The 21,217-nt window shown below is 29.4% G+C and carries 19 protein-coding genes; all 19 read left to right on the top strand.

The window, feature by feature from the left end:
* Positions 1-4: 4 nt before the first annotated feature.
* The 19 genes from CHL78_RS12785 to CHL78_RS12695 all read left to right on the top strand — a co-directional run bounded on the left by CHL78_RS12785 (position 5) and on the right by CHL78_RS12695 (position 21,206).
* Positions 5-541: a DUF2179 domain-containing protein gene (locus CHL78_RS12785; protein WP_094368990.1), complete on the top strand. Its 537-nt coding sequence runs from the start codon at positions 5-7 to the stop codon at positions 539-541.
* Between the two features lie 119 nt (positions 542-660).
* The gene (gene tig, locus CHL78_RS12780) at positions 661-1,947 is read left to right on the top strand and encodes a trigger factor (protein ID WP_094368991.1); all 1,287 of its coding nucleotides are present in this window, start codon (positions 661-663) and stop codon (positions 1,945-1,947) included.
* A gap of 77 nt (positions 1,948-2,024) precedes the next feature.
* Positions 2,025-2,615, top strand: coding sequence for an ATP-dependent Clp endopeptidase proteolytic subunit ClpP (clpP, locus tag CHL78_RS12775; protein ID WP_094368992.1), 591 nt, complete (start codon positions 2,025-2,027; stop codon positions 2,613-2,615).
* 15 nt (positions 2,616-2,630) lie between these two features.
* A complete protein-coding gene (clpX, locus tag CHL78_RS12770) occupies positions 2,631-3,878 on the top strand; it encodes an ATP-dependent Clp protease ATP-binding subunit ClpX (RefSeq protein WP_094368993.1) in 1,248 nt (415 codons plus the stop codon).
* 569 nt (positions 3,879-4,447) lie between these two features.
* Positions 4,448-6,805, top strand: a complete 2,358-nt coding sequence (gene lon, locus CHL78_RS12765) for an endopeptidase La (RefSeq protein WP_094368994.1) — start codon at positions 4,448-4,450, stop codon at positions 6,803-6,805.
* Positions 6,795-7,406: a ribosome biogenesis GTP-binding protein YihA/YsxC gene (gene yihA, locus CHL78_RS12760; protein WP_094368995.1), complete on the top strand. Its 612-nt coding sequence runs from the start codon at positions 6,795-6,797 to the stop codon at positions 7,404-7,406. Before lon ends, yihA begins: the two co-directional genes overlap by 11 nt.
* A 204-nt stretch (positions 7,407-7,610) precedes the next feature.
* Positions 7,611-8,978 (top strand): APC family permease, encoded by a 1,368-nt coding sequence (locus tag CHL78_RS12755; protein WP_094368996.1) that lies wholly within the window; start codon positions 7,611-7,613, stop codon positions 8,976-8,978.
* Between the two features lie 202 nt (positions 8,979-9,180).
* On the top strand, positions 9,181-10,254 hold the full coding sequence (locus tag CHL78_RS12750) for a PRK06851 family protein (protein ID WP_094368997.1): 1,074 nt from the start codon (positions 9,181-9,183) through the stop codon (positions 10,252-10,254).
* A gap of 125 nt (positions 10,255-10,379) precedes the next feature.
* Complete coding sequence (locus CHL78_RS12745) at positions 10,380-11,060, top strand: DUF881 domain-containing protein (protein ID WP_094368998.1); 681 nt, start codon at positions 10,380-10,382, stop codon at positions 11,058-11,060.
* Positions 11,053-12,432: a GspE/PulE family protein gene (locus tag CHL78_RS12740; RefSeq protein WP_243446437.1), complete on the top strand. Its 1,380-nt coding sequence runs from the start codon at positions 11,053-11,055 to the stop codon at positions 12,430-12,432. Before CHL78_RS12745 ends, CHL78_RS12740 begins: the two co-directional genes overlap by 8 nt.
* Positions 12,419-13,603, top strand: a complete 1,185-nt coding sequence (locus CHL78_RS12735; RefSeq protein ID WP_094368999.1) for a type II secretion system F family protein — start codon at positions 12,419-12,421, stop codon at positions 13,601-13,603. Before CHL78_RS12740 ends, CHL78_RS12735 begins: the two co-directional genes overlap by 14 nt.
* A gap of 29 nt (positions 13,604-13,632) precedes the next feature.
* Positions 13,633-14,016 (top strand): type II secretion system protein, encoded by a 384-nt coding sequence (locus CHL78_RS12730; protein ID WP_243446436.1) that lies wholly within the window; start codon positions 13,633-13,635, stop codon positions 14,014-14,016.
* 45 nt (positions 14,017-14,061) lie between these two features.
* Positions 14,062-14,916 carry a pilus assembly protein PilM gene (gene pilM, locus CHL78_RS12725; protein WP_094369000.1) on the top strand — a complete coding sequence of 285 codons (855 nt, stop codon included), beginning with the start codon at positions 14,062-14,064 and terminating at the stop codon, positions 14,914-14,916.
* 79 nt (positions 14,917-14,995) lie between these two features.
* Positions 14,996-15,361 carry a hypothetical protein gene (locus tag CHL78_RS12720; protein ID WP_158540698.1) on the top strand — a complete coding sequence of 122 codons (366 nt, stop codon included), beginning with the start codon at positions 14,996-14,998 and terminating at the stop codon, positions 15,359-15,361.
* Between the two features lies 1 nt (position 15,362).
* The gene (locus tag CHL78_RS12715) at positions 15,363-15,845 is read left to right on the top strand and encodes a hypothetical protein (protein WP_094369002.1); all 483 of its coding nucleotides are present in this window, start codon (positions 15,363-15,365) and stop codon (positions 15,843-15,845) included.
* Between the two features lie 242 nt (positions 15,846-16,087).
* Positions 16,088-17,113, top strand: coding sequence for a YecA family protein (locus tag CHL78_RS12710; protein WP_199534046.1), 1,026 nt, complete (start codon positions 16,088-16,090; stop codon positions 17,111-17,113).
* Between the two features lie 152 nt (positions 17,114-17,265).
* Complete coding sequence (locus tag CHL78_RS12705; protein WP_094369004.1) at positions 17,266-17,643, top strand: hypothetical protein; 378 nt, start codon at positions 17,266-17,268, stop codon at positions 17,641-17,643.
* Positions 17,644-17,840: 197 nt separating this feature from the next.
* Positions 17,841-19,436, top strand: coding sequence for an NAD(P)/FAD-dependent oxidoreductase (locus CHL78_RS12700; protein ID WP_094369005.1), 1,596 nt, complete (start codon positions 17,841-17,843; stop codon positions 19,434-19,436).
* 141 nt (positions 19,437-19,577) lie between these two features.
* On the top strand, positions 19,578-21,206 hold the full coding sequence (locus CHL78_RS12695; RefSeq protein ID WP_094369006.1) for a Na/Pi cotransporter family protein: 1,629 nt from the start codon (positions 19,578-19,580) through the stop codon (positions 21,204-21,206).
* The last annotated feature ends 11 nt before the right edge of the window (positions 21,207-21,217 follow it).

Genomic DNA, 21,217 nt, shown 5'->3' with positions numbered 1-21,217 from the left:
GGAAATGGGAACATTAATATTGGGGTATTTACTGATTTTTTTAGCAAAATGTGCAGACGTATCACTTGCTACAATCAGAACTATATTTGTAGTTAAAGGTATGAAGAAAATGGCATTTTTTATAGGCATATTTGAAATTATAATATACTTAACCGCTATGAACTATGTGCTTAGCGATATGGGTAATCCATTAAAGATTATGTCATATGCTCTAGGATTTGCTACAGGAAATGTTGTAGGAATTACATTAGAGTCTAAGCTTGCTATAGGACTTATAACTGCTCAAGTGTTTACGAGTAAGCAAGTTGAAGAATTTGCAGATTTCCTTAGAGATCATGGTTTTGGAGTTACCGTAATAGAAGGTAGAGGTAGAGAAGGTATAAAATATATTATGCAGATTGTCTTAGATAGAAAGAAATTAATTAGATTTGAGAAAACAGCTTTAGACTATGATCCAAATGCATTTATTACAGTGTCAGAAACAAGGACTGTAAGGGGTGGATACTTTGGAAGAGACATTGGTAGAGAGGCTATGAAATAAAGGGAACACTTGTAAATAAAAAAACTTATGTGCTATAATTAAAGAGTTGAATTAATGTATAATGGGATTAAAATACCATATCACAAACTATTACATAATATATAGGAGGAATTAAGTAAATGAAAGCAGAATTAATAAAAAAAGAAGGCAATAAAGTTACTTTAAAAATAACTGTAGATAATAATAAATTTGAATCAGCGGTGAATAAAGCTTACTCTAAAAATAGAGGTAAGTACAATATACCAGGATTCAGAAAAGGTAAAGCTCCAAAGGTTGTTATAGAAACTCAATACGGAAAAGGAATATTCTACAATGATGCGATAGAAATATTATTCCCAGAAGTATACCCAACAGCTATAAAAGAATTAAACATAGAACCAATAGACAGACCAGACCTAGATGTTGAAGAAATAAGCCAAGATAAAGGTCTAGTAATGGTTGTTAACGTTGAAGTTAAGCCAGAATTCGAATTAGGAGCTTACAAAGGTATAGAAATAGCTAGAGTTGATAATACTGTAAGTGAAGAAGAAGTAAAATTAAGATTAGAAGAAATGTTAGATAAAAACGCTAGATTAGTAAGCGCTGAAGATAAAGCTATAGAAAATGGTGATACTGCTGTTATAGATTTCGAAGGATTCCAAGATGGAGTTGCTTTCGATGGTGGAAAAGGAGAAAATCATAACTTAGTTATAGGTTCAAACTCATTCATACCAGGATTTGAAGACCAATTAGTTGGGAAAAAAGCTGGAGAAGAAGTAGAAGTTAACGTTACTTTCCCAGAAGAATACCATGTTGATACTTTAGCTGGAAAGCCTGCAGTATTTAATGTAAAAGTTAATGATGTAAAGGTTAAAGAAGTACCTGCATTAGATGATGAATTTGCTAAAGATACTACTGAATTCGAAACTTTAGCTGAATTAAGAGCTGATGTAAGAGCTAAGATAGAAGAAGAAGCAAATAACAGAGCTGAAGGTGAAATGAGAAATGCTATAGTTGAAAAGGTTGCTGCTAACACAGAATTAGAAGTACCTAAGGCTATGGTAGATCAACAAATAGATAACTTATTAATGGATCTTAACTATAAGTTACAACACCAAGGATTCAGCTTACAACAATTATTAGAAATGACTGGAAGAAGCATAGATGAATTAAGAGAAGAAAGAAGAGTAGAAGCTGAGAAATTAGTTAAATCTTCTTTAGTATTAGAAGCTGTAGCAGAAGCTGAAGGTATAGAAGTATCTGAAGAAGAAATAACTGCAGAAGTTGAAAAAATGGCATCTATGTACAACATGGAAGTTGAGAAATTAATATCTTCATTACAAGATACAGATAAAGAAGATATAAAAGGTCAAATAAAGATAAGAAAAACTATAGATTTATTAGTTGAAAATGCAAATATAGCTTAATTTTTTATAGTAGCCTATGATTAGGCTACTATAAAATTATATATATAAGAAATAGTAGATATAAGGGGGTATGATCCATGGCACTAGTACCTGTAGTTGTTGAACAAACAGGAAGAGGAGAAAGATCCTATGATATATATTCTAGACTTCTAAAGGATAGAATAATATTTTTAGGAGATGAAGTAAATGATGCTACAGCAGGTCTTGTAGTAGCTCAGTTGTTATTCTTAGAAGCAGATGACCCAGATAAAGATATTCATTTATATATAAACTCACCAGGTGGAAGTATAACAGCTGGAATGGCTATCTATGATACTATGCAATACATCAAGCCAGATGTAAGTACAATATGTATAGGTATGGCTGCTTCAATGGGTGCGTTCCTGTTAACAGCGGGGGCAAAAGGAAAGAGATTTGCTTTACCAAATAGTGAAATAATGATACATCAACCATTAGGTGGGACTAGAGGGCAAGCAACAGACATAGAGATACATGCAAAGAGAATCATAAGAATGAAAGAATCTTTAAACCAAATATTATCTGAGAAAACAGGTCAACCATTAGAAAAAATTCAAATGGATACAGAACGTGATAACTTCATGAGTGCTCAAGAAGCTAAAGAATATGGCTTAATCGATGAAGTTATTGTGAATAAAGACCGTAGATAGGAAGAGGTGTATAATATGTCAAAATACGAAGATAAGAGACAATTAAAATGTTCATTCTGTGGTAAGAATCAAGAACAAGTGAGAAGATTAATTGCAGGTCCAAATGTTTATATATGTGATGAATGTGTGGAACTTTGTGATGAAATCATTCAGGAAGAGATTGAAGATACTACAGAAGAGGATACTGCATCTCTACCAAAGCCAAAAGAAATGATGGGAATATTAGATGATTATGTAATAGGTCAAGAAAGAGCTAAAAAGGCTTTATCAGTAGCTGTATATAATCACTATAAAAGAATTTATAGTAAAAAGGTTAATAGCAAAGATGTAGAAATACAAAAGAGTAATATTCTTTTATTAGGACCAACGGGTTCTGGTAAAACTTTATTAGCTCAAACATTAGCCAAGACTTTAAATGTTCCATTTGCAATGGCAGATGCTACGTCATTAACAGAAGCAGGGTATGTTGGTGAAGATGTTGAAAATATACTTCTAAAGCTTATTCAAGCAGCTGATTTTGACATAGAAAAAGCTGAAAGAGGAATTGTGTATATAGATGAGATAGATAAGATTGCTAGAAAATCTGAAAATCCATCTATAACTAGAGATGTCAGTGGAGAAGGTGTTCAACAAGCGCTTTTAAAGATATTAGAAGGTACAGTTGCTAATGTTCCTCCACAAGGTGGAAGAAAACACCCTCATCAAGAATTCTTAAAGATAGATACTACTAATGTATTATTTATCTTAGGTGGAGCGTTTGATGGAATAGAAAAGATAATCCAAAATCGTGGAGGAACTAAAACTTTAGGTTTTGGAGCTAAAATAGAGAGTAAAAGAGAAATGGACTTAGGAAAAGTATATGCTAAAGTTCTTCCTGAGGATCTTCTTAAGTTTGGTATAATACCAGAATTTATAGGTAGAATACCTGTAGTAGCAACTTTAGAGCTACTAGATGAAGATGCATTAATGAGCATATTAAAAGAACCTAAGAATGCTCTAGTAAAACAATACAAAAAATTACTAGAAATAGATGATGTAGATCTAGAGTTTGAAGATGATGCTCTTAGAGCTATAGCTAAAAAGGCAATAGAAAGAAATACAGGAGCCAGAGGACTTAGAAGTATCGTTGAGTCTGTAATGATGAACAGTATGTTTGAAGTTCCTTCTAGAGATGATATCAAGAAGGTTATAGTAACTGAGGCGTCTGTAAATGAAGATGTAGAACCTGTTATAGTGCTTAAAGATCAAGAGGAAAGTGCATAATAAGTAGAGGGAGCTTTGAAGCTCCCTTTTAAGTTGCATCTATATAGCTTTATATATTAAGGTATAATATATAAAGCTATATAGATGATAGGTAAATATAATTAGACTATTACAATAATTTATAAATTACCGTATATAAATACTATGATTATGAGATAAAGTTATTGGTATAAAATAAATAGATACGCTTTATTAAGATGAATTTGATTAAGATAATAGATATAATTGTTTTATATATTTATGATAATTATTAACAAATAGGAGTTATATGGAATACATGGACAAGTAAAAATGTTATAATTAAAGTTGGTATATCTTTTTTATAAAGGAAAATACATTCTCTTCATATATAAACGTGTTAATTTTTAAGTAAATAGGATTTTAATATTATATAATAAACCCTTTAAAGAAATAATATATAAAGTAAGTTAGTATGAATATATTAAGATTATATAATAATAAAATAAGACTAAATGTACGAAGAAATTAGTAATAATGTTGAAAATTAAGTTTTGTAAATATATAATATATAAAGCGATAAAATACAGCACTTTTAAGGAGTGATAACAGTGGAACAAAATTATACTAAGATTGAACATGAATTACCGTTAATTCCACTTAGAGGGTTAGCGATATTTCCATATATGATATTAAACTTTGACATAGGTAGAGAGGTATCACTAAAAGCCTTAGATCAAGCTATGTTAGATGGAGAAATGGTATTTTTAACTTCTCAAAAAGAAGCAGATGTTGATGAACCATCAGAAGATGATTTCTATCATGTGGGAACAATATGTAAAGTTAAACAAATGATAAAGTTACCAGGGGATACAGTTAGGGTATTAGTTGAGGGAATTTCTAGAGGTAAAATAAAAGAATTAAATCAAGATGATGGATACTTTAAGGCAACAGTAGAAGAAATAGTATATGATCAAGAAAATTCAGATGAAGATGTTGAAGTAGAAGCATTTGTAAGAAATGTCTTTGATGCATTCGAAGAATACATAAATATCGGAAATAGAGTTTCACCAGAAATACTTATTTCATTAGCTGATATAGAAAGTGTAGATAGATTTATAGATACTATAGCAGCAAATATATACTTAAAGCCAAATCAAAAACAAGAAATATTAGAAGAGTTTGATATAAAGAAAAGATTAGAATATATTTATAGGACTTTACTAGAAGAAATGGATATTCTAAAGATAGAGAAGAAAATTACTTTAAGAGTAAAGAAACAAATGAATAAGGTTCAAAAAGAATACTATCTTAGAGAGCAATTAAGAGCAATACAAAAAGAATTAGGTGAAGAAGAAGATATAAACTCTGAAGCTGATGTGTATAGAGCAAAACTTAAAAAGATAAAAGCACCTAAGGAAACTAAAGAAAAGATATCTAAAGAAATAGAGAAGTTTTCGAAAATTTCTCCTATGTCACCAGATATATCTGTAATCAGAGGATATTTAGATACAATATTCTCACTACCTTGGAATAGTGAAACAAGAGATAAATTAGATATAAACAAAGCTAAAGAAATCTTAGATAGTGATCACTATGGATTAGAAAAGGTTAAAGAAAGAATATTAGAATATTTAGCTATAAGAAAATTATCTAAATCATTAAAAGGACCTATAATTTGTTTAGTAGGACCTCCAGGTGTAGGTAAAACATCGATAGCAAAATCAATAGCTACATCTTTAGGAAAGAAATTTGTAAGAATATCTTTAGGTGGAGTTAGAGATGAAGCTGAGATAAGAGGACATAGAAGAACTTATGTAGGAGCTATTCCAGGAAGAATAATAAATGGAGTAAAAGAAGCTCAAACAAAAAACCCTGTGTTCCTATTAGATGAAATCGATAAGATGGCGGCAGATTTTAAGGGAGACCCTTCAGCTGCAATGCTTGAAGTATTAGACCCAGAACAAAACAAAGATTTCGTAGATCACTATTTAGAAATACCTTTCGATCTATCTAAAATACTATTTGTTACGACTGCAAATAGTTTAAGTACTATACCTAGACCATTACTAGATAGAATGGAAGTAATAGAGGTATCAGGATATATAGAAGAGGAAAAGCTAAATATTTCAAAAAAATACTTACTTCCAAAACAGTTAAAAGAACATGGATTAGAAGAAAACTTTATAAAGATGGATGATGAGGTTATAAGAGATGTAATAGCTTACTATACTAGAGAAGCAGGTGTTAGGAATCTAGAAAGAACTATAGGTAAAATCTGCAGAAAAGTAGCTAAAAGATATGTAGAAGACATGTCTATAGAAGAGGTAGTTATTACTAAAAATGACCTAGAAGAATATCTTGGTAAAGATAAATATAAATTTGATCTTATAGGAGCTAAGCCTGAAGTAGGTTTAGTTACTGGACTTGCATGGACTTCAGTAGGAGGAGTTACTCTTACGGTAGAAGTAAATGTACTTAAAGGAAAAGGACAGATTGTCTTAACTGGTAAGCTTGGAGATGTTATGAAAGAATCGGCTAGGACAGCTATATCATATATAAGGTCTATTGCTGATAGATTTGATATAGATTCTGAATTCTATCAAAATAGAGATATTCATATACATCTTCCGGAAGGTGCTACTCCAAAAGATGGACCTTCAGCAGGTATAACTATGGCATTAGCTGTTATATCAGCACTTACAAATATACCTGTAAGAAATGATGTTGCAATGACTGGAGAAATAACTCTAAGAGGACGTGTAATTGCAGTAGGAGGAGTTAAAGAAAAGTTATTAGCAGCTCATAGAGCAGGTATAACTAAGGTATTATTACCTAAGGAGTGCGAAGCAGATTTAGATGAAATACCTGAAAATGTAAAAGAAAAAATGGAATTTGTTCTTGTTGACCATATGGACCAAGTATTAGAACATGCGCTAGTAAGGAATGGTGAAAATAATGAAAATTAGAAGCTCGGAAATCGTAATGAGTGCAATAAATAAATCTCAGTACCCAGAAGAAGGTATACCAGAGATAGCTTTAGTTGGTAGATCTAACGTAGGAAAATCTTCAACAGTAAATACTTTATTAAATAGAAGAAACTTCGCTAGAACAAGTCAAACTCCTGGTAAGACTAGAACAATAAACTTCTATCTTATAAATAATGAATTTTATTTTGTAGATCTTCCAGGATATGGATACGCTAAAATAGCTAAAAGTGAAAAAGAAAAATGGGGAAAAATAATGGAAAGATATCTAGAAGATAGAGATGAGCTTTGTGCTATTTTCTTACTTGTAGATATTAGACATGAGCCTACTGCTGATGATAAAATGATGTATGATTGGATAAAGCACTTTGGATATAACTGTGTTGTAATAGCAACTAAAGCAGATAAAATATCTAGAGGACAATACCAAAAGCATATTAGCATAATAAGAAAGAAACTACAGCTTGAAAAAGATGAGAAAGTAATACCATTATCATCTCTAAAAAAGACTGGTGTAGAAGAAGTATGGAATGAGATTATTAAGCAATATGAAGAGCAAGGATACGAAATAACTGTAGACTAATTTAATATATAAAAATAATTTTAAAAGCTACTAAGATTAAATTAATTGATTTTAGTAGCTTTTTGTTGGGTATATACCGAATATTATAAAAAAATTAACAATTAATGTTGATAAAATATGTAAAATATTGTAGAATATGTAGAAATAAATAAGTAAGGAATAAATAGAAAATATAATGAAATTAAACAACAAGGAGGTGTACATATGAGTCAAAATACAAATCAACAAGCTCTTAGAAAAACAATAGGGCTTAGTGCAGCTTTATCAACAGTGGTAGGTATACTTATTGGTTCTGGGGTATTCTTTAAGCCTCAAGCTATATACACTGCGACAAATGGAGGGCCAGGATTAGGACTATTAGCATGGTTAATAGGAGGACTTATAACAATTGCAGCTGGATTAACAGCATCAGAAATATCAGCAAGTATAACAAAATCGGGTGGATTAATGATATACTTAGAGGAAATTTACGGAGAGAGAATCGGATTTTTAACAGGTTGGATGCAAAGTATATTATTTATACCAGCTATAGCAGCTGCATTAGGAATCATATTTGCACAAGAAGCAGTTTCTTTACTAGGATTACAAAACAATGTGTACGTAATAGTTATTGCAGTAGGTACGATAGTATTTATAGCATCATTAAATTCTTTAGGAGCAAAATTCGGTGGAGCTATACAAACAGCATCAACTGTATGTAAATTATTACCATTAGCTGTAATAATAATATTTGGTTTCATGGAAGGTGATTCATCAGCAAATCTTGTAACACCTTTTGTTGGAGAAGGAACTAATATGGTAGGTGCTATATCTCAAGTACTTATAGCGACAATGTTTGCATATGATGGATGGATATATGTAGGTGCATTAGCAGGAGAGATGAAAAACCCAACTAAGCATTTGCCGATGGCGATAGTTGGAGGTATATCTGTAGTTATGGCAGTTTACTTAATAATAAACGTTGCATACTTATGGGTAGTACCAGCATCAGAATTAGCATTAGCAGGTGCACCAGCTACATTAGTTGCAAGCAAATTATTTGGACCAATAGGAGCTAAAGTAATTAGCGTAGGTATACTAATATCTGTATTTGGTACTCTGAATGGATTTATATTAACAGGCGGAAGAGTACCTTATATAATGGCATGTGATAAGAGAATACCATTCTCAGAAACTTTATCAAAGTTAAATAATAATGGAGTACCATTAAATGCAACTTGGTTAATAGTTGGATTATCAGTGATATATTCTTTATCAGGACAGTTTAACTTATTATCTGACTTAGCAATGTTTACTATATGGATATTCTACACAATGTTATTTGTAGGTGTTATGAAACTTAGAAAAACTAAGCCTGAAATGGCAAGACCTTACAAGGTACCTTTATACCCTATAGTTCCTATAATAGCAATACTAGGAGGGCTATTTATAGTTGTAAGTACACTTGTGACTCAGACTCAAAACGCTATATTAGGATTAGTAATAACTCTTATAGGACTACCAGTATATGAATATATGAGAAGAAAAAATAATGAAAAGAGTGCAGATTTATCAAAAGAAAAATCTGCATAATATATATAAGTGCCGATTTAATCGGCACTTTTTTTGTTGCATAGTTTATAACTTCTATACAATTTATATATCTTATGTCTAGATAAACAGTATGGACTGACCCTAAAATATGTATTGACTCATTAGTACGAAGCAGATAGTAACCAATTTTATAGAACGTTAATATCATAATAGTGTATAACAGAAGTTAGGGGGCATTTGCATGGAAGGTAAAGTGAGAAAATTATTTCCAGGAGGTAATACCTCAAATGGGTCTCATCCTATGTTTGAGTATATGATTCCTGAAAATGTAAACAGAATTTTTTGTTTAAAAGGAGGTCCAGGAGTAGGTAAATCATCTATGATGAAAAAAATAGCAAAAGAGTTTTTAGAGAAGGGTTATGATATAGAATTACATTATTGTCCATCAGATCCAAGTTCTTTAGATGGTGTTGTAATAAAGAAGTTAGGAGTAGTGTTATTAGATGGAACTGCTCCTCATATAGTAGATCCTAAAGATCCAGGGGCTATAGATGAAATAATAAACTTCGGAGATTTTTGGGAGTTGGAAGGATTAGAGCAAAATAAAAAAGAAATTGTAGAGTGCGGTAAGGATATTAGTAGCTCGTTTAGAAGAGCATACAAGTTTTTAAAGTCAGCTGAGCCTATATACTATGATATAGAAGAGAAATACAGAGATTCTATGGATTTTGGAAAGGTAAATATATTAACAGATAAATTTATAGAGGAATTATTTGAATCTATAGAAAACAAAGAAATATATAAAAGACCAAGACATTTATTTGGAACTGCAATAACGCCTGTAGGTCATATTGACTATACAGACAGTATATTAAGTGAGGCAACAAAAATATATTATCTATCTGGAGAGATAGGTACAGGCAGAACAACATTTTTAAAGAAAGTATATGAAAAGGCAGTTCAAAAAGGAATGAGTGTAGAGGTGTATCACTATCCTCTATTACCAGATAAAATTGAAACTATATTAATTAATGATTTAAAAATTGGTATAACAACTAGTAATATATTTAAAGATAAAGAAGTTATTGATCTTAATTCATGTATTGATCAAGAAAAGCTAGAAAGATACAAAGAAGAAGTTGAACTTGACCAAAAGATTTTGGATGAGTTAATAAATTATGCTATCTCTAATCTTAAGAAAGCTAAATCTAAGCATGATGTAATAGAAAATTATTATATTCCAAACATGAAATTTAATGAAGTTCAAGAATTGAAAGAGGATATAGTTAAAAGAATATTAAAGTATGAAAAATAAATATAAGAGAAAAATAAAGGAAGTCTTTGGGCTTCCTTTTTTGTATAAATTAATTATATAGATTTTTATAAAGAATAAGATTAGAATAAATATAGAAAAAAATAATTTATAGGGAGTAAACTCGTATGAAAAATAAATATGTGTTGATAATACTAGCGAGTACTATTTTAGGTATATTAATTGGAAACATGATAAGAGATTACAATAGAAGAGATTCTATTTTTACAGATAAAGGAAATTTAGCAAAAAAAGAAGTGAAATTGATAACTAAAAATATTAAAGAACTTAGAAGGGAGAGAGAGGTTTTAGAAGAAGAGTTAAGTGAATTAAAAGATAAATATGAAGATGTAGAAAAGATAAAAGAAGTAAATACACTAAAAAGAGATTTGTCCTATACAGATGTAGAGGGTAGTGGAATATCACTAAGTATTGATGCACAAAATGAAGAAATAGGGAATATTGCCAATTTTGTAGATTATAATAAGATATTAGTGAATATAGTAAATGAATTAAAGTTAAATGGAGCAGAATTTATTTCTATAAACGGGCAAAGGATAAATCAATACTCACCAATAGTTTTAGCAGGTAGCCATATAAATGTAAACTTGGTACCAATAGCTCCTCCGTATGAAATAAAATGTGTAGGAGACAAAGAAAAGTTATCTAAGTACATAAAAAAAGGCAGTGTATACTTAAAGAGCATACAAGATAATTATCCAATTAAGGTAGGATCTAAAGTTTTGGATACTATAGTAATAAATAAGATGAATGTACCTAATAAACTAAAATATATAGAGGGTGAGTAAAATTATTTTAGAAGAAAATAAGCTAACTATGCTTATTCCTGAAAAGCTAGCAAAAAAATATAATGTATTTCCAGTTGAACTAGATAAAGACAATTTAATAGTAGAGATAGATAATAATAATATACATGCAAAACAAGATTTAAAGCTAGCTACAGGGATGAATATTACCTTTAGGAGAGAAGAGAAACAGATTATTAAGAATAAGATAGATAGACATTATAGTGAAAGTATTAAGTTAGATGAAAACTATGCGAGAGAATTATACAATGATATATTACACAGAGCAATAAAAGAAAAGGCTAGTGACATTCATATTGAGCCATTTGAAAATTATTTAATTATAAGAAATAGAATAGATGGAGAATTAATAGAGGTAAAGAGGTTTTTAATGGACTTATACCCATCCATACTGTCTGTAATTAAACTAGACTCATCTATGGATATTACCGAAAAAAGGTTACCTCAGGATGGAAGGATAGATATTAAAATAGATAACTCTACTATAGACCTTAGAGTCTCGTCTATACCAACTGTTTATGGAGAGAAAATAGTAATAAGGATACTAAATAGAGACTCCTTCTTAAAAACAAAAGAGGAGCTTGGATTTTCAAGACAAGCAATATCCACTATAAAAAACATAGTCAATAAAAAGTCAGGAATATTATTGATTACAGGTCCTACAGGCAGTGGTAAGACGACTACGGTGTATTCAATACTTAATGATTTAAGAAATATAAGTAAAAATATAATGTCCATAGAAGACCCGGTAGAATATAAGATGGATGGAGTGAATCAGATTCAAGTAAATAATAAAGTAGGTCTTACATTTGGAGAAGGGCTGAGGTCAATTTTAAGGCAGGATCCTGATATTATTATGCTTGGAGAGATAAGAGATATAGAAACTGCTCAAATAGCAATAAGAGCAGCTATAACAGGTCACCTAGTTATTAGTACTATGCATACTAATGATGCGATATCATCTATAGCAAGATTAGTAGATATGCAAATACCTCCATATCTTATAAATTCATCGTTAATAGGTGTAATATCTCAAAGACTAGTTAGGAAAGTTTGTAAGCACTGTAGCCATAATATTATTATAAAAAATAGCTCTGAAGAAGAGATAAGTACTAAAGTTTCATCGGGATGTAGCAAATGCAATAGAGGATATTTGGGAAGAACTGCAATTTATGAAGTTCTAGAAATTAATGATGAAATAAAAGATTGTATACAATGTATGAAAGATTCTAAATCTATAAAAGATATAGCTACAAAAAATGGGATGATAACTTTTGAAGATAGTTGTAAAGATCTAATAAAAAAAGAAATAACTACACTGGAAGAATGTATGGCGGTTAATGAGTACTTATAGATGTGTAGTTTACGATGAAGATAGAAATAGAAAAGTTATCAAGTTAGACCTAGAATCTAAAAATGAAGTAGATAATTATGCAATAAAAAATAAGTTAAAATTAGTAAGAGTAAAAAAATATAATAGTTACATAAAGAATAAAAGAGTAAAAGATAAGGACACACACATCATATGCAAGCAAATTGCAATTTTACTAGAATCAGGGTGCGAGGTCACCAAGTTGCTAAGTATATTAGAAAAGCAATCGAGTAGTAAAATAAGTAAAATATTATTAAAAATATCAAATCACATTCAAAAAGGAAATTCTATAACGGATTCATTCAAAAACACAAAGTTATTCTCGAATTTTTTCATAAGTATGGTAAGAGCAGGAGAAGTGAGTGGAAGCTTAGATAAAGTAATGAACAATTTATCTGACTACTATAATAAAGAATATAAGTTGAAAAATAAAATATTGGGAATTATGACATATCCAATAATACTAATGGCATCATCTTTTGTGGTTATGCTATTTATGTTGATAAAGGTAATTCCAAATTTTGCTGAGAGTTTCTTAGGTAATGGAATAGAACCACCTATAATGACGAAACTCTTAATAAACGTATCTTTATTCGTAAGAGAAAATTTAATATATATTACATCAATATCTATAGTGCTACTACTTTCTATAGTGTTTTACATAATTACAAGTGTTAAGGCAAGGTACTTTATCAATAAGATTAAGTTTAAGATTCCGATAGTAAGAGATATAAATCAGCTGGTTATAGTAAGTAGATTTTCTAGATCGCTACTAATACTACTGAGCAGTGGAGTACAGATAATGGATGCCATAGATATATCATCTAAAGTTATAGACAATGACTTTGCGTATGAGCAAATCTTACTATCTAGTGAAAGTTTGAGGAGAGGGAATTCTATAAGCAGCTCATTGGAGTTATCAAATATATTTCCTAATTTATTTATATCTATGGTGAGTATAGGTGAAGAAAGTGGGAAATTGGATAATACATTACAAGCTATAACTGAATTTTATGATAATGAATTAGATACTACAATAGAGCAGATTATAAGACTTTTAGAACCGGCAATAATTGCGATAATTGGAATCATAGTAGGTGGAGGGATTTTGATTATGCTTACTCCTATGTTTGATTTAATTAATACGATTTAAATAAAAATATAATGGAGGAAAAGTAAAATATGATTAAAATTGAAATGAAGAAGTTAAAGAAAAGGTGCGGGTTTACATTAGTTGAAATGGTAGTGGTGGTAGCTATATTAGGGATATTATCTAGTGTAGCTATAGTTAAATATAGTAAGGCACAGGAGAGCGCGAAACTTAATGCAGACTATGTAAGTGCTGCTAATATTGCTACAGCTACAAGTCTGGCGATAAATGATAAAGTAGAAGATTTGGTTTCATCAGGCAATGTAATAAAATTGAATACTCTAAAATCAAAGGGATATTTACCTACTATACCAAAGCCTCAAAGCGAAGATAATAAGGACTTTACAGTAAATGTTTCAAATAGTGATGTGACTGTTAAATTGGGAGATACTCAGTTATATCCTAAAGATAAGTAGTGTTAATTAATTGCTTAATGTACTAATTTATTTGTTTTAGATAATATAGGAGGTTATTTTATTAAAAATATAATTACTTTAGATTTAAATGATGATTACGTAAAGCTTAATTTTATTAGAAAGTACAATAGAAGCATACATATAGATAAATCAGTATACCGATTATTTGAGGAAGGATCTATTAGTTATAACAATAAAAGTTACTTAGAGAAAATAAATAATATTCTCAAGGATGAATTGCAAAATACTAATAAATCATACAAAGATATATACTTTAATTTACAGAATGAAAATGTTATAGTTCGAAATATAAAAATACCAAATATTAAGAAAAGAAAAGATATATTCGGTATGATAGAGAATGAGATTACTCAATATATACCGATTGATATTAAGAATTACGTAGTTAAATATAATGTACTAAATTCAAATGACGAGGATTTGGATTTACAAGTAATACTTTTTCCAAAGATTATAATAGATACTTGTATGCTTGTTTGTAAGCAGCTGAAGCTAAGAGCCAAGGCATTAAATATTAATTTAAATATACTTCAAAAAATAATAAATCTAGATATCATTAAAGAATTTGGTCAAGAAGCTATATTTATTGAAGAAAAAAGAAATGATTTTATTCTGAATATAGCTAAAAACAGAACAATACAAGAGTCATACATATTACAAAAAAATTTTCAATCATATGAATTTGCTAAAGGATTACTGAATCAAAATAAAGATATATTTTATTATGGAGAAAGGCTAGAATTATTCAATGAGATTCTATCAGATAAATATGAGACCAAAATATTAAGTTTAAAAGAAAATATAAAAGTACAAAGTCACATAGATGAAGTTTATGAAGAGAATATTAATTATATAAATAGTATAGGAATGATTATTTAAAATGAGGAAATCTGTAAATATAAACTTTTTTAAATACTATAAGATCCGAAATGGTAATAAATTTTTTGTAATGATATGTATGATAGTAATGATGTATATGATACTTGAAATTTATAATGGAATTAGTACTATTAAGGATTTAGACAGTTTTGTAAATAGTAATATCAAGGAAGAAGTTGTTCCTGAAAGTAATGGTGCAAATGGTAATTACATTACATTTATAAGCTTAGAAAAGGTACGAAAAATATACGACTTACTAGGTATTAGTAATATATCAAAATTAAGTATAAATGGAAATATAGCGAATATTGATGGAGTGTGTGAAGACTTAAATATTTTAGAAAATATTAAGAGAGAAGAATCTATTAAGAATCTTTCGATAAACCACATAAAAAAACAAGAAAGTAACTATTTATTTAATTTAACATATGAGTTAGGTGATTAAAATGAAGATAAGTAAAAAAGATAAATATCTGCTAGCAATTTTACTTATTTCTATATTGATGATATCCGTAGATATAATTATAATAAATCCTATGAAAAATAAGATAGACAATTTAAGTTATGAAAAAGAAATTATATTATCTGAAAATACTAAGGAGAATAAGTTAAATAATGTACAAAATGAAAGTTTAGAAGATGATATATTGCTAAAAGTAGAAAAAGAAATAAATAGTCTAGCTAATATAGATTATATAAATAAATCGGTATATTTAGATGATAACGGAAAAGAAAGTATCAATGTAGAAATGAAAATAAATGGAAGTATATATAATGTGTTTCAAATTAATGAAGCATTAAAAAAATTGAATATGGAAAAGTCGATAAATATGGTAGAAATTAATAGTATCCCTAGTGAAAATACAGAAGAAGAAGGCTTGGTTACCACGGATTCTGTAGAGTGCATGATGACGATTAGTGTCAAGTAAAATACATATATACATAAAGTACAAGTTTTATATCAATTTGTATATAAATATAGGTAAATAAATATTATGATTTATACATAAAATCAAAGGAATATGGACAAAACATATAGAAAAATTATATTATAACTTAAATAATTTAGGTTAAATAAATAAAATAACGCTATAATTATAGAACTATATCAAAAAAAATGATATAATTATAAATTGTACTTTAATTTAGAAACAAAGGAGTGACCGTTACATTGTTAGGGAGAAATGAGTTATGCCCCTGTGGAAGTGGCAAAAAATATAAAAGATGTTGTTTAAATAAAGATGTTGTTTTAGAAAGAGCTGGAAGAAAGATAGTACTTTCTCAAAAACAATACTCAGAATTATATACAAAAATATATAAGTTTGCACAACAAGATAAGTTTAATTCAGAGCGTGAAAAAGCTAAGGAAATGTTCTATATAGTAGAAAATGAAAATACAAGCGAAAAATTCGAAAGATTCTTCAACACTTATTTTATACAAGACCATATAATGGAAGATAAAAAAGTTATGACTGTAGAATTCTTTGAAGAGAATAAGATGAACTTAAATAAAGTTGAAATGGACATATTAAGAAGTCTATTTGAATCTTATGTAAGTATTTACGAAGTAAAAGAAATACTAGATGGAAAAGTATTACTAGAAGATTGTTTAACTAAGCAAGAAGTTCACACTGATGATGTAAACCTACTAAAAGATTTTAATGTAGGAGATTGTATGATAGCAAGAATGGTAACTATAGAAGATGTTAGTATATTAATTGACATAACTATAAGTATATCTGAATCAGTTAAAGATGTTATAGCAAATGATATAACTACTTTATTTGCTCAATATGAAGATATATATAAAGATATTAAGACATTCTTAATACATCATACACACATATTATACAAGTATATCCAACAATTATTAGATCCAACTGTTGCAGAGCATCTTAAGAATCAAAGAGAGCAAAAATCTAGTCAACAAGGTGAAGTAGTTGAAGATGATTGTAATGTATGTAGCATGATCAGAAATAATGCAGACAAAGAAGATGTAGATGCATGCATCGCATTCTGGAAATCATTTAAAGAATCTCAAGGCGAAGTAAAAGGTTCTGAGAATGGATGGGCAGCAGCTGTAGAGTACCACATAAAGAAAGAAAGTGGACAAACTGTAACTCAAGCTCAAATATCTAAAAAATATGATATAAGTCCAAGTACTTTAGGTAAAAGATACAAGGATCTTAAAATATAATAGCTAGATATAAAGACTAAGGAATCATGTATATATATGATTCCTTAATTTTTATTAAAAAAAATATTTTAAATTATGAAAATGGGTTTTAATATATTCGAATAATGTATAAAATAGTAGATATATATAATATATAGAAAAGAGGGATACTTATGAGTCTTAGTTTAGGAAATGCAGTTGCAGTATCAACAAATTATATAAAATCCAATCCAGCAGTACCTGTATACAATGGAGAAGAAAATCCAAGTAACTTATATGCTGTTATTTATCATATAGAGATAGGATATAATGAAGAGAGTTTAAACAACATTAAACAATACATAATAATAGATTACAAAGAGTTTGATTTAGATATAACTCAAAAGAATGAATTAGTAGAAGTTGCAAAAGAATACTGTAGATCTAAAGGTATAAAAGAAGACCAAAATCTTGAAATAGCACTTTTAGATAATGAAGAAGCTGAGAATTTCTTAGAGAAGGTATTTAATAATATGAAAGTTATAAGAGGACTTATAACAAAAAAAGACTAGGAGAGTATAAAACTAAGTCTGAACTGAAAATATAACACCATATAGAGATGTATTTAAGTATAAATACTAAAATGCAATCTATAAAAGAAGATAATCCTAAAAAAGAGAATATGGGTGTTATATTTATAGAAAGCTAGGTATTAATCCTAGCTTTTATAATTTAAAATAAAAAATATATATGTTAGAGAGGATGCAAAATGCTAAGAATATCGAATATAAAACTAAGCATAGATGAAGATGTTTCTGTAATAAAGAAACATGTCTTAAATAAATTGAAAATAAAAGAAAATCAGTTAGTTAAGTACTATATTTATAAAGAGTCTATAGATGCAAGAAAAAGAGGTAAAATTGATTTTGTATATACTGTAGATGCTGAAGTAAAAAATGAAGAAAGTATTATAAAAAGAAATCCTAAGGATGTAGTAAAAATAAAAGAAACAAAATACTTAGGTGTTCAAATGGGAAATGAGGACCTTAAAAATAGACCCGTAATAATAGGCAGTGGTCCAGCTGGATTATTTGCAGCCTTATTGTTAGCTCAAAAGGGATACAATCCTTTATTATTAGAGAGAGGTCTAGATGTAGATAATAGAAGTAGAGATATTGAAGATTTCTGGACAAATAGAAAGTTTAAGAGTAACTCAAACGTGCAATTCGGAGAAGGTGGAGCGGGAACTTTTTCGGACGGAAAACTTACAACAAGGATAAAAGATATTAGATGTAGAAAGGTCTTAGAAGAGCTTGTAAACTTTGGTTCACCAGATGAAATATTGTACTCTTATAAGCCACATGTGGGTACAGACATACTAAAAGGTGTTGTTAAAAATATTAGAAATGAAATAATCAGACTTGGTGGAGATGTTAAGTTTGATGCAAAAGTAACTGATATAGTACTTGAGAATAATGAAATAAAATCAGTAATAATAAATGATAAAGAGACTGTAGATACAGAAGCAGTGATTTTAGCCATAGGTCATAGTGCTAGAGATACTTACAAGATGTTACATAAAAGAGGTGTTAGAATTATTCAAAAACCATTTGCAATAGGTGCTAGAATAGAACATCCTCAAGAGCTAATAAATAAATCTCAATACAAAGAGTTTTATAATCACCCAAGATTAGGTGCAGCTGACTATAGACTTATAGAACATACCTCAAATGGTAGAACCGCTTATAGCTTCTGTATGTGTCCAGGAGGAACTGTTATAGCTTCTGCATCAAATGAGTTTGAAGTAGTAACTAATGGTATGAGTGAGCATGCTAGAGATGAGGATAATGCAAATAGTGCATTTTTAGTAAATGTTCTGCCAGATGATTTTGGAAGTGATGATCCTTTAGCAGGTATTGCATTCCAAGAGAAATATGAAAGATTAGCTTATGAGTTAGGCGGAAAAAATTATAATGCACCAGTCCAATTAGTGGGAGACTTCCTAAATGATAAAGTATCTACAAGTATTGGTAATGTAGATCCTTCGTATAAGCCAGGGTATGAGTTTGTAGATTTAAGAGAATGCTTACCTGCATTTGTAACTGATACTATGAAGGAAGCATTAGCATCTCTTGATCATAAGTTAAGTGGGTTTGCAATGCATGATGCTGTATTAACTGGAGTTGAAACAAGATCTTCAGCACCTATAAGAATTGTTAGAGACGAAAACACTTTAGAATCTGTAAATACTAAGAATCTATACCCATGTGGTGAAGGTGCAGGATATGCAGGAGGTATAGTTACAGCGGCGGTAGATGGGATAAAATGTGCAGAAAAAATTATACAAAAATATGCAAATATATAATTAACATAGATTTAACGAAATGGTAACATAGAATTAATATTTAACATAATTTTAACACTAATCACCTCCAAGATTTGATAAAATACAATAGGCGTAATAATTTGATATACAAGATAATTATCTCTTAAGGAGGATGTAACTTTGGAAATTGTGATAAGTCTGATGGGAGGACTAGGTTTATTCTTATATGGTATGAACCTTATGGGAGAAGCACTAGAAAAATCAGCAGGTACTAAGTTAAAGAAGATAATAGAGCTACTTACAAGTAACTTAATAATGGGAGTTGTAGTTGGAGCATTGGTTACAGCGGTAATACAAAGTTCTAGTGCAACGACAGTAATGGTTGTAGGGTTTGTAAATGCAGGAATAATGACCTTACCACAAGCTGCAGGAGTTATAATGGGTGCAAATATTGGGACTACAATAACTGCTCAATTGGTATCATTTAATTTAAATGGACTAGCTCCAGTAGCATTAGGAATAGGTATCATATTATATTTATTTGGAAAAAAAGCAAAAACAAAACATTTAGCGGAAATACTTATAGGGTTTGGTATCTTATTTACAGGTATGGACTTTATGAAGGCAGCAGTTGAACCTTTAAAAGACTTCCAAGGATTTACTGATCTACTAATCACATTTGGAAAATATCCTTTACTAGGACTTTTACTAGGATTTGGTATAACTGCAATAGTACAAAGTTCAAGTGCATCGATGGGTATGCTGGTAGCTTTAGCATCAGGAGGGTTAATACCTTTATCTGCAGCACTACCAATATTATATGGTCAAAATATAGGAACTTGTGTTACATCTTTAATATCGAGTGTTGGAGCAAATAAAAATGCTAGAAGAGCAGCTATGCTTCACTTAATATTTAATGTATTAGGTACAGCTGTATTCTTAATATTCTTAAATAAACCAGTAGTAAGCTTAGTTACATCTATAGATCCAACAAATGTAGCAAGGCAAATAGCAAATACACATACTTTATTTAACATCATATCAGTTTTATTATTAATACCATTTACTAAGTATATAATAAAACTTGCAGTTAAATTAGTTCCAGAAGATGAAACTAGTGCAGATATGGATGAAATTAGAACAGTAAAATACTTAGATGATAGAATGATAGAGACTCCATCAATAGCTTTGGCTAATACAGTTAAAGAAACTCTAAGAATGGGTGAGAAATCCAAGGAGAGTTTAAATTCAGCTATGGAAGGTATGTTTGAACATTCTACTGAACATATAGAGAAAAGTTTAAAGAAAGAAAAACTTATAAATCAATTACAAAAAGCAATACTAAGTTATCTACTTAAATTATCAAAGGCACCTTTAAATGAAGAATCTAGAGAAGTTGTAGATGCTTTATTTAATACAGTTAATGATATAGAGAGAATTGGAGATCATGCAGAAAATATTGCTGAGTTAGCACAAAGCGCTATAGATGCAAAAGTATTATTCTCTGATCAAGGAAAATCAGAGCTTAAAGATATGTACGATAAGGTTATATCAGCATATACATATTCTTTAGAAGCAATGAGAACTGATAATATTGATCTAGCTTGTAAAGTTATTAAAATGGAAGAACAAGTTGATATGATGGAGAAATCTTGTAGAGCAAATCACATGCATAGATTAAATAATAGTCTTTGTAGTATAGACAATGGAGTTATCTACTTAGATATAATAACTAATCTAGAAAGAGTATCAGACCATGCTGTAAATATAGCACAACAAGTTATAGCACAACAGTCTGGAAGTAATTAATATATATGCTG

The sequence above is a fragment of the Romboutsia weinsteinii genome, assembly GCF_002250835.2.
Taxonomy (GTDB): domain Bacteria; phylum Bacillota; class Clostridia; order Peptostreptococcales; family Peptostreptococcaceae; genus Romboutsia_A; species Romboutsia_A weinsteinii.
The sequence above is the reverse complement of the archived record's forward strand: the minus strand, read 5'-3'. Positions and strand labels throughout refer to the sequence as shown.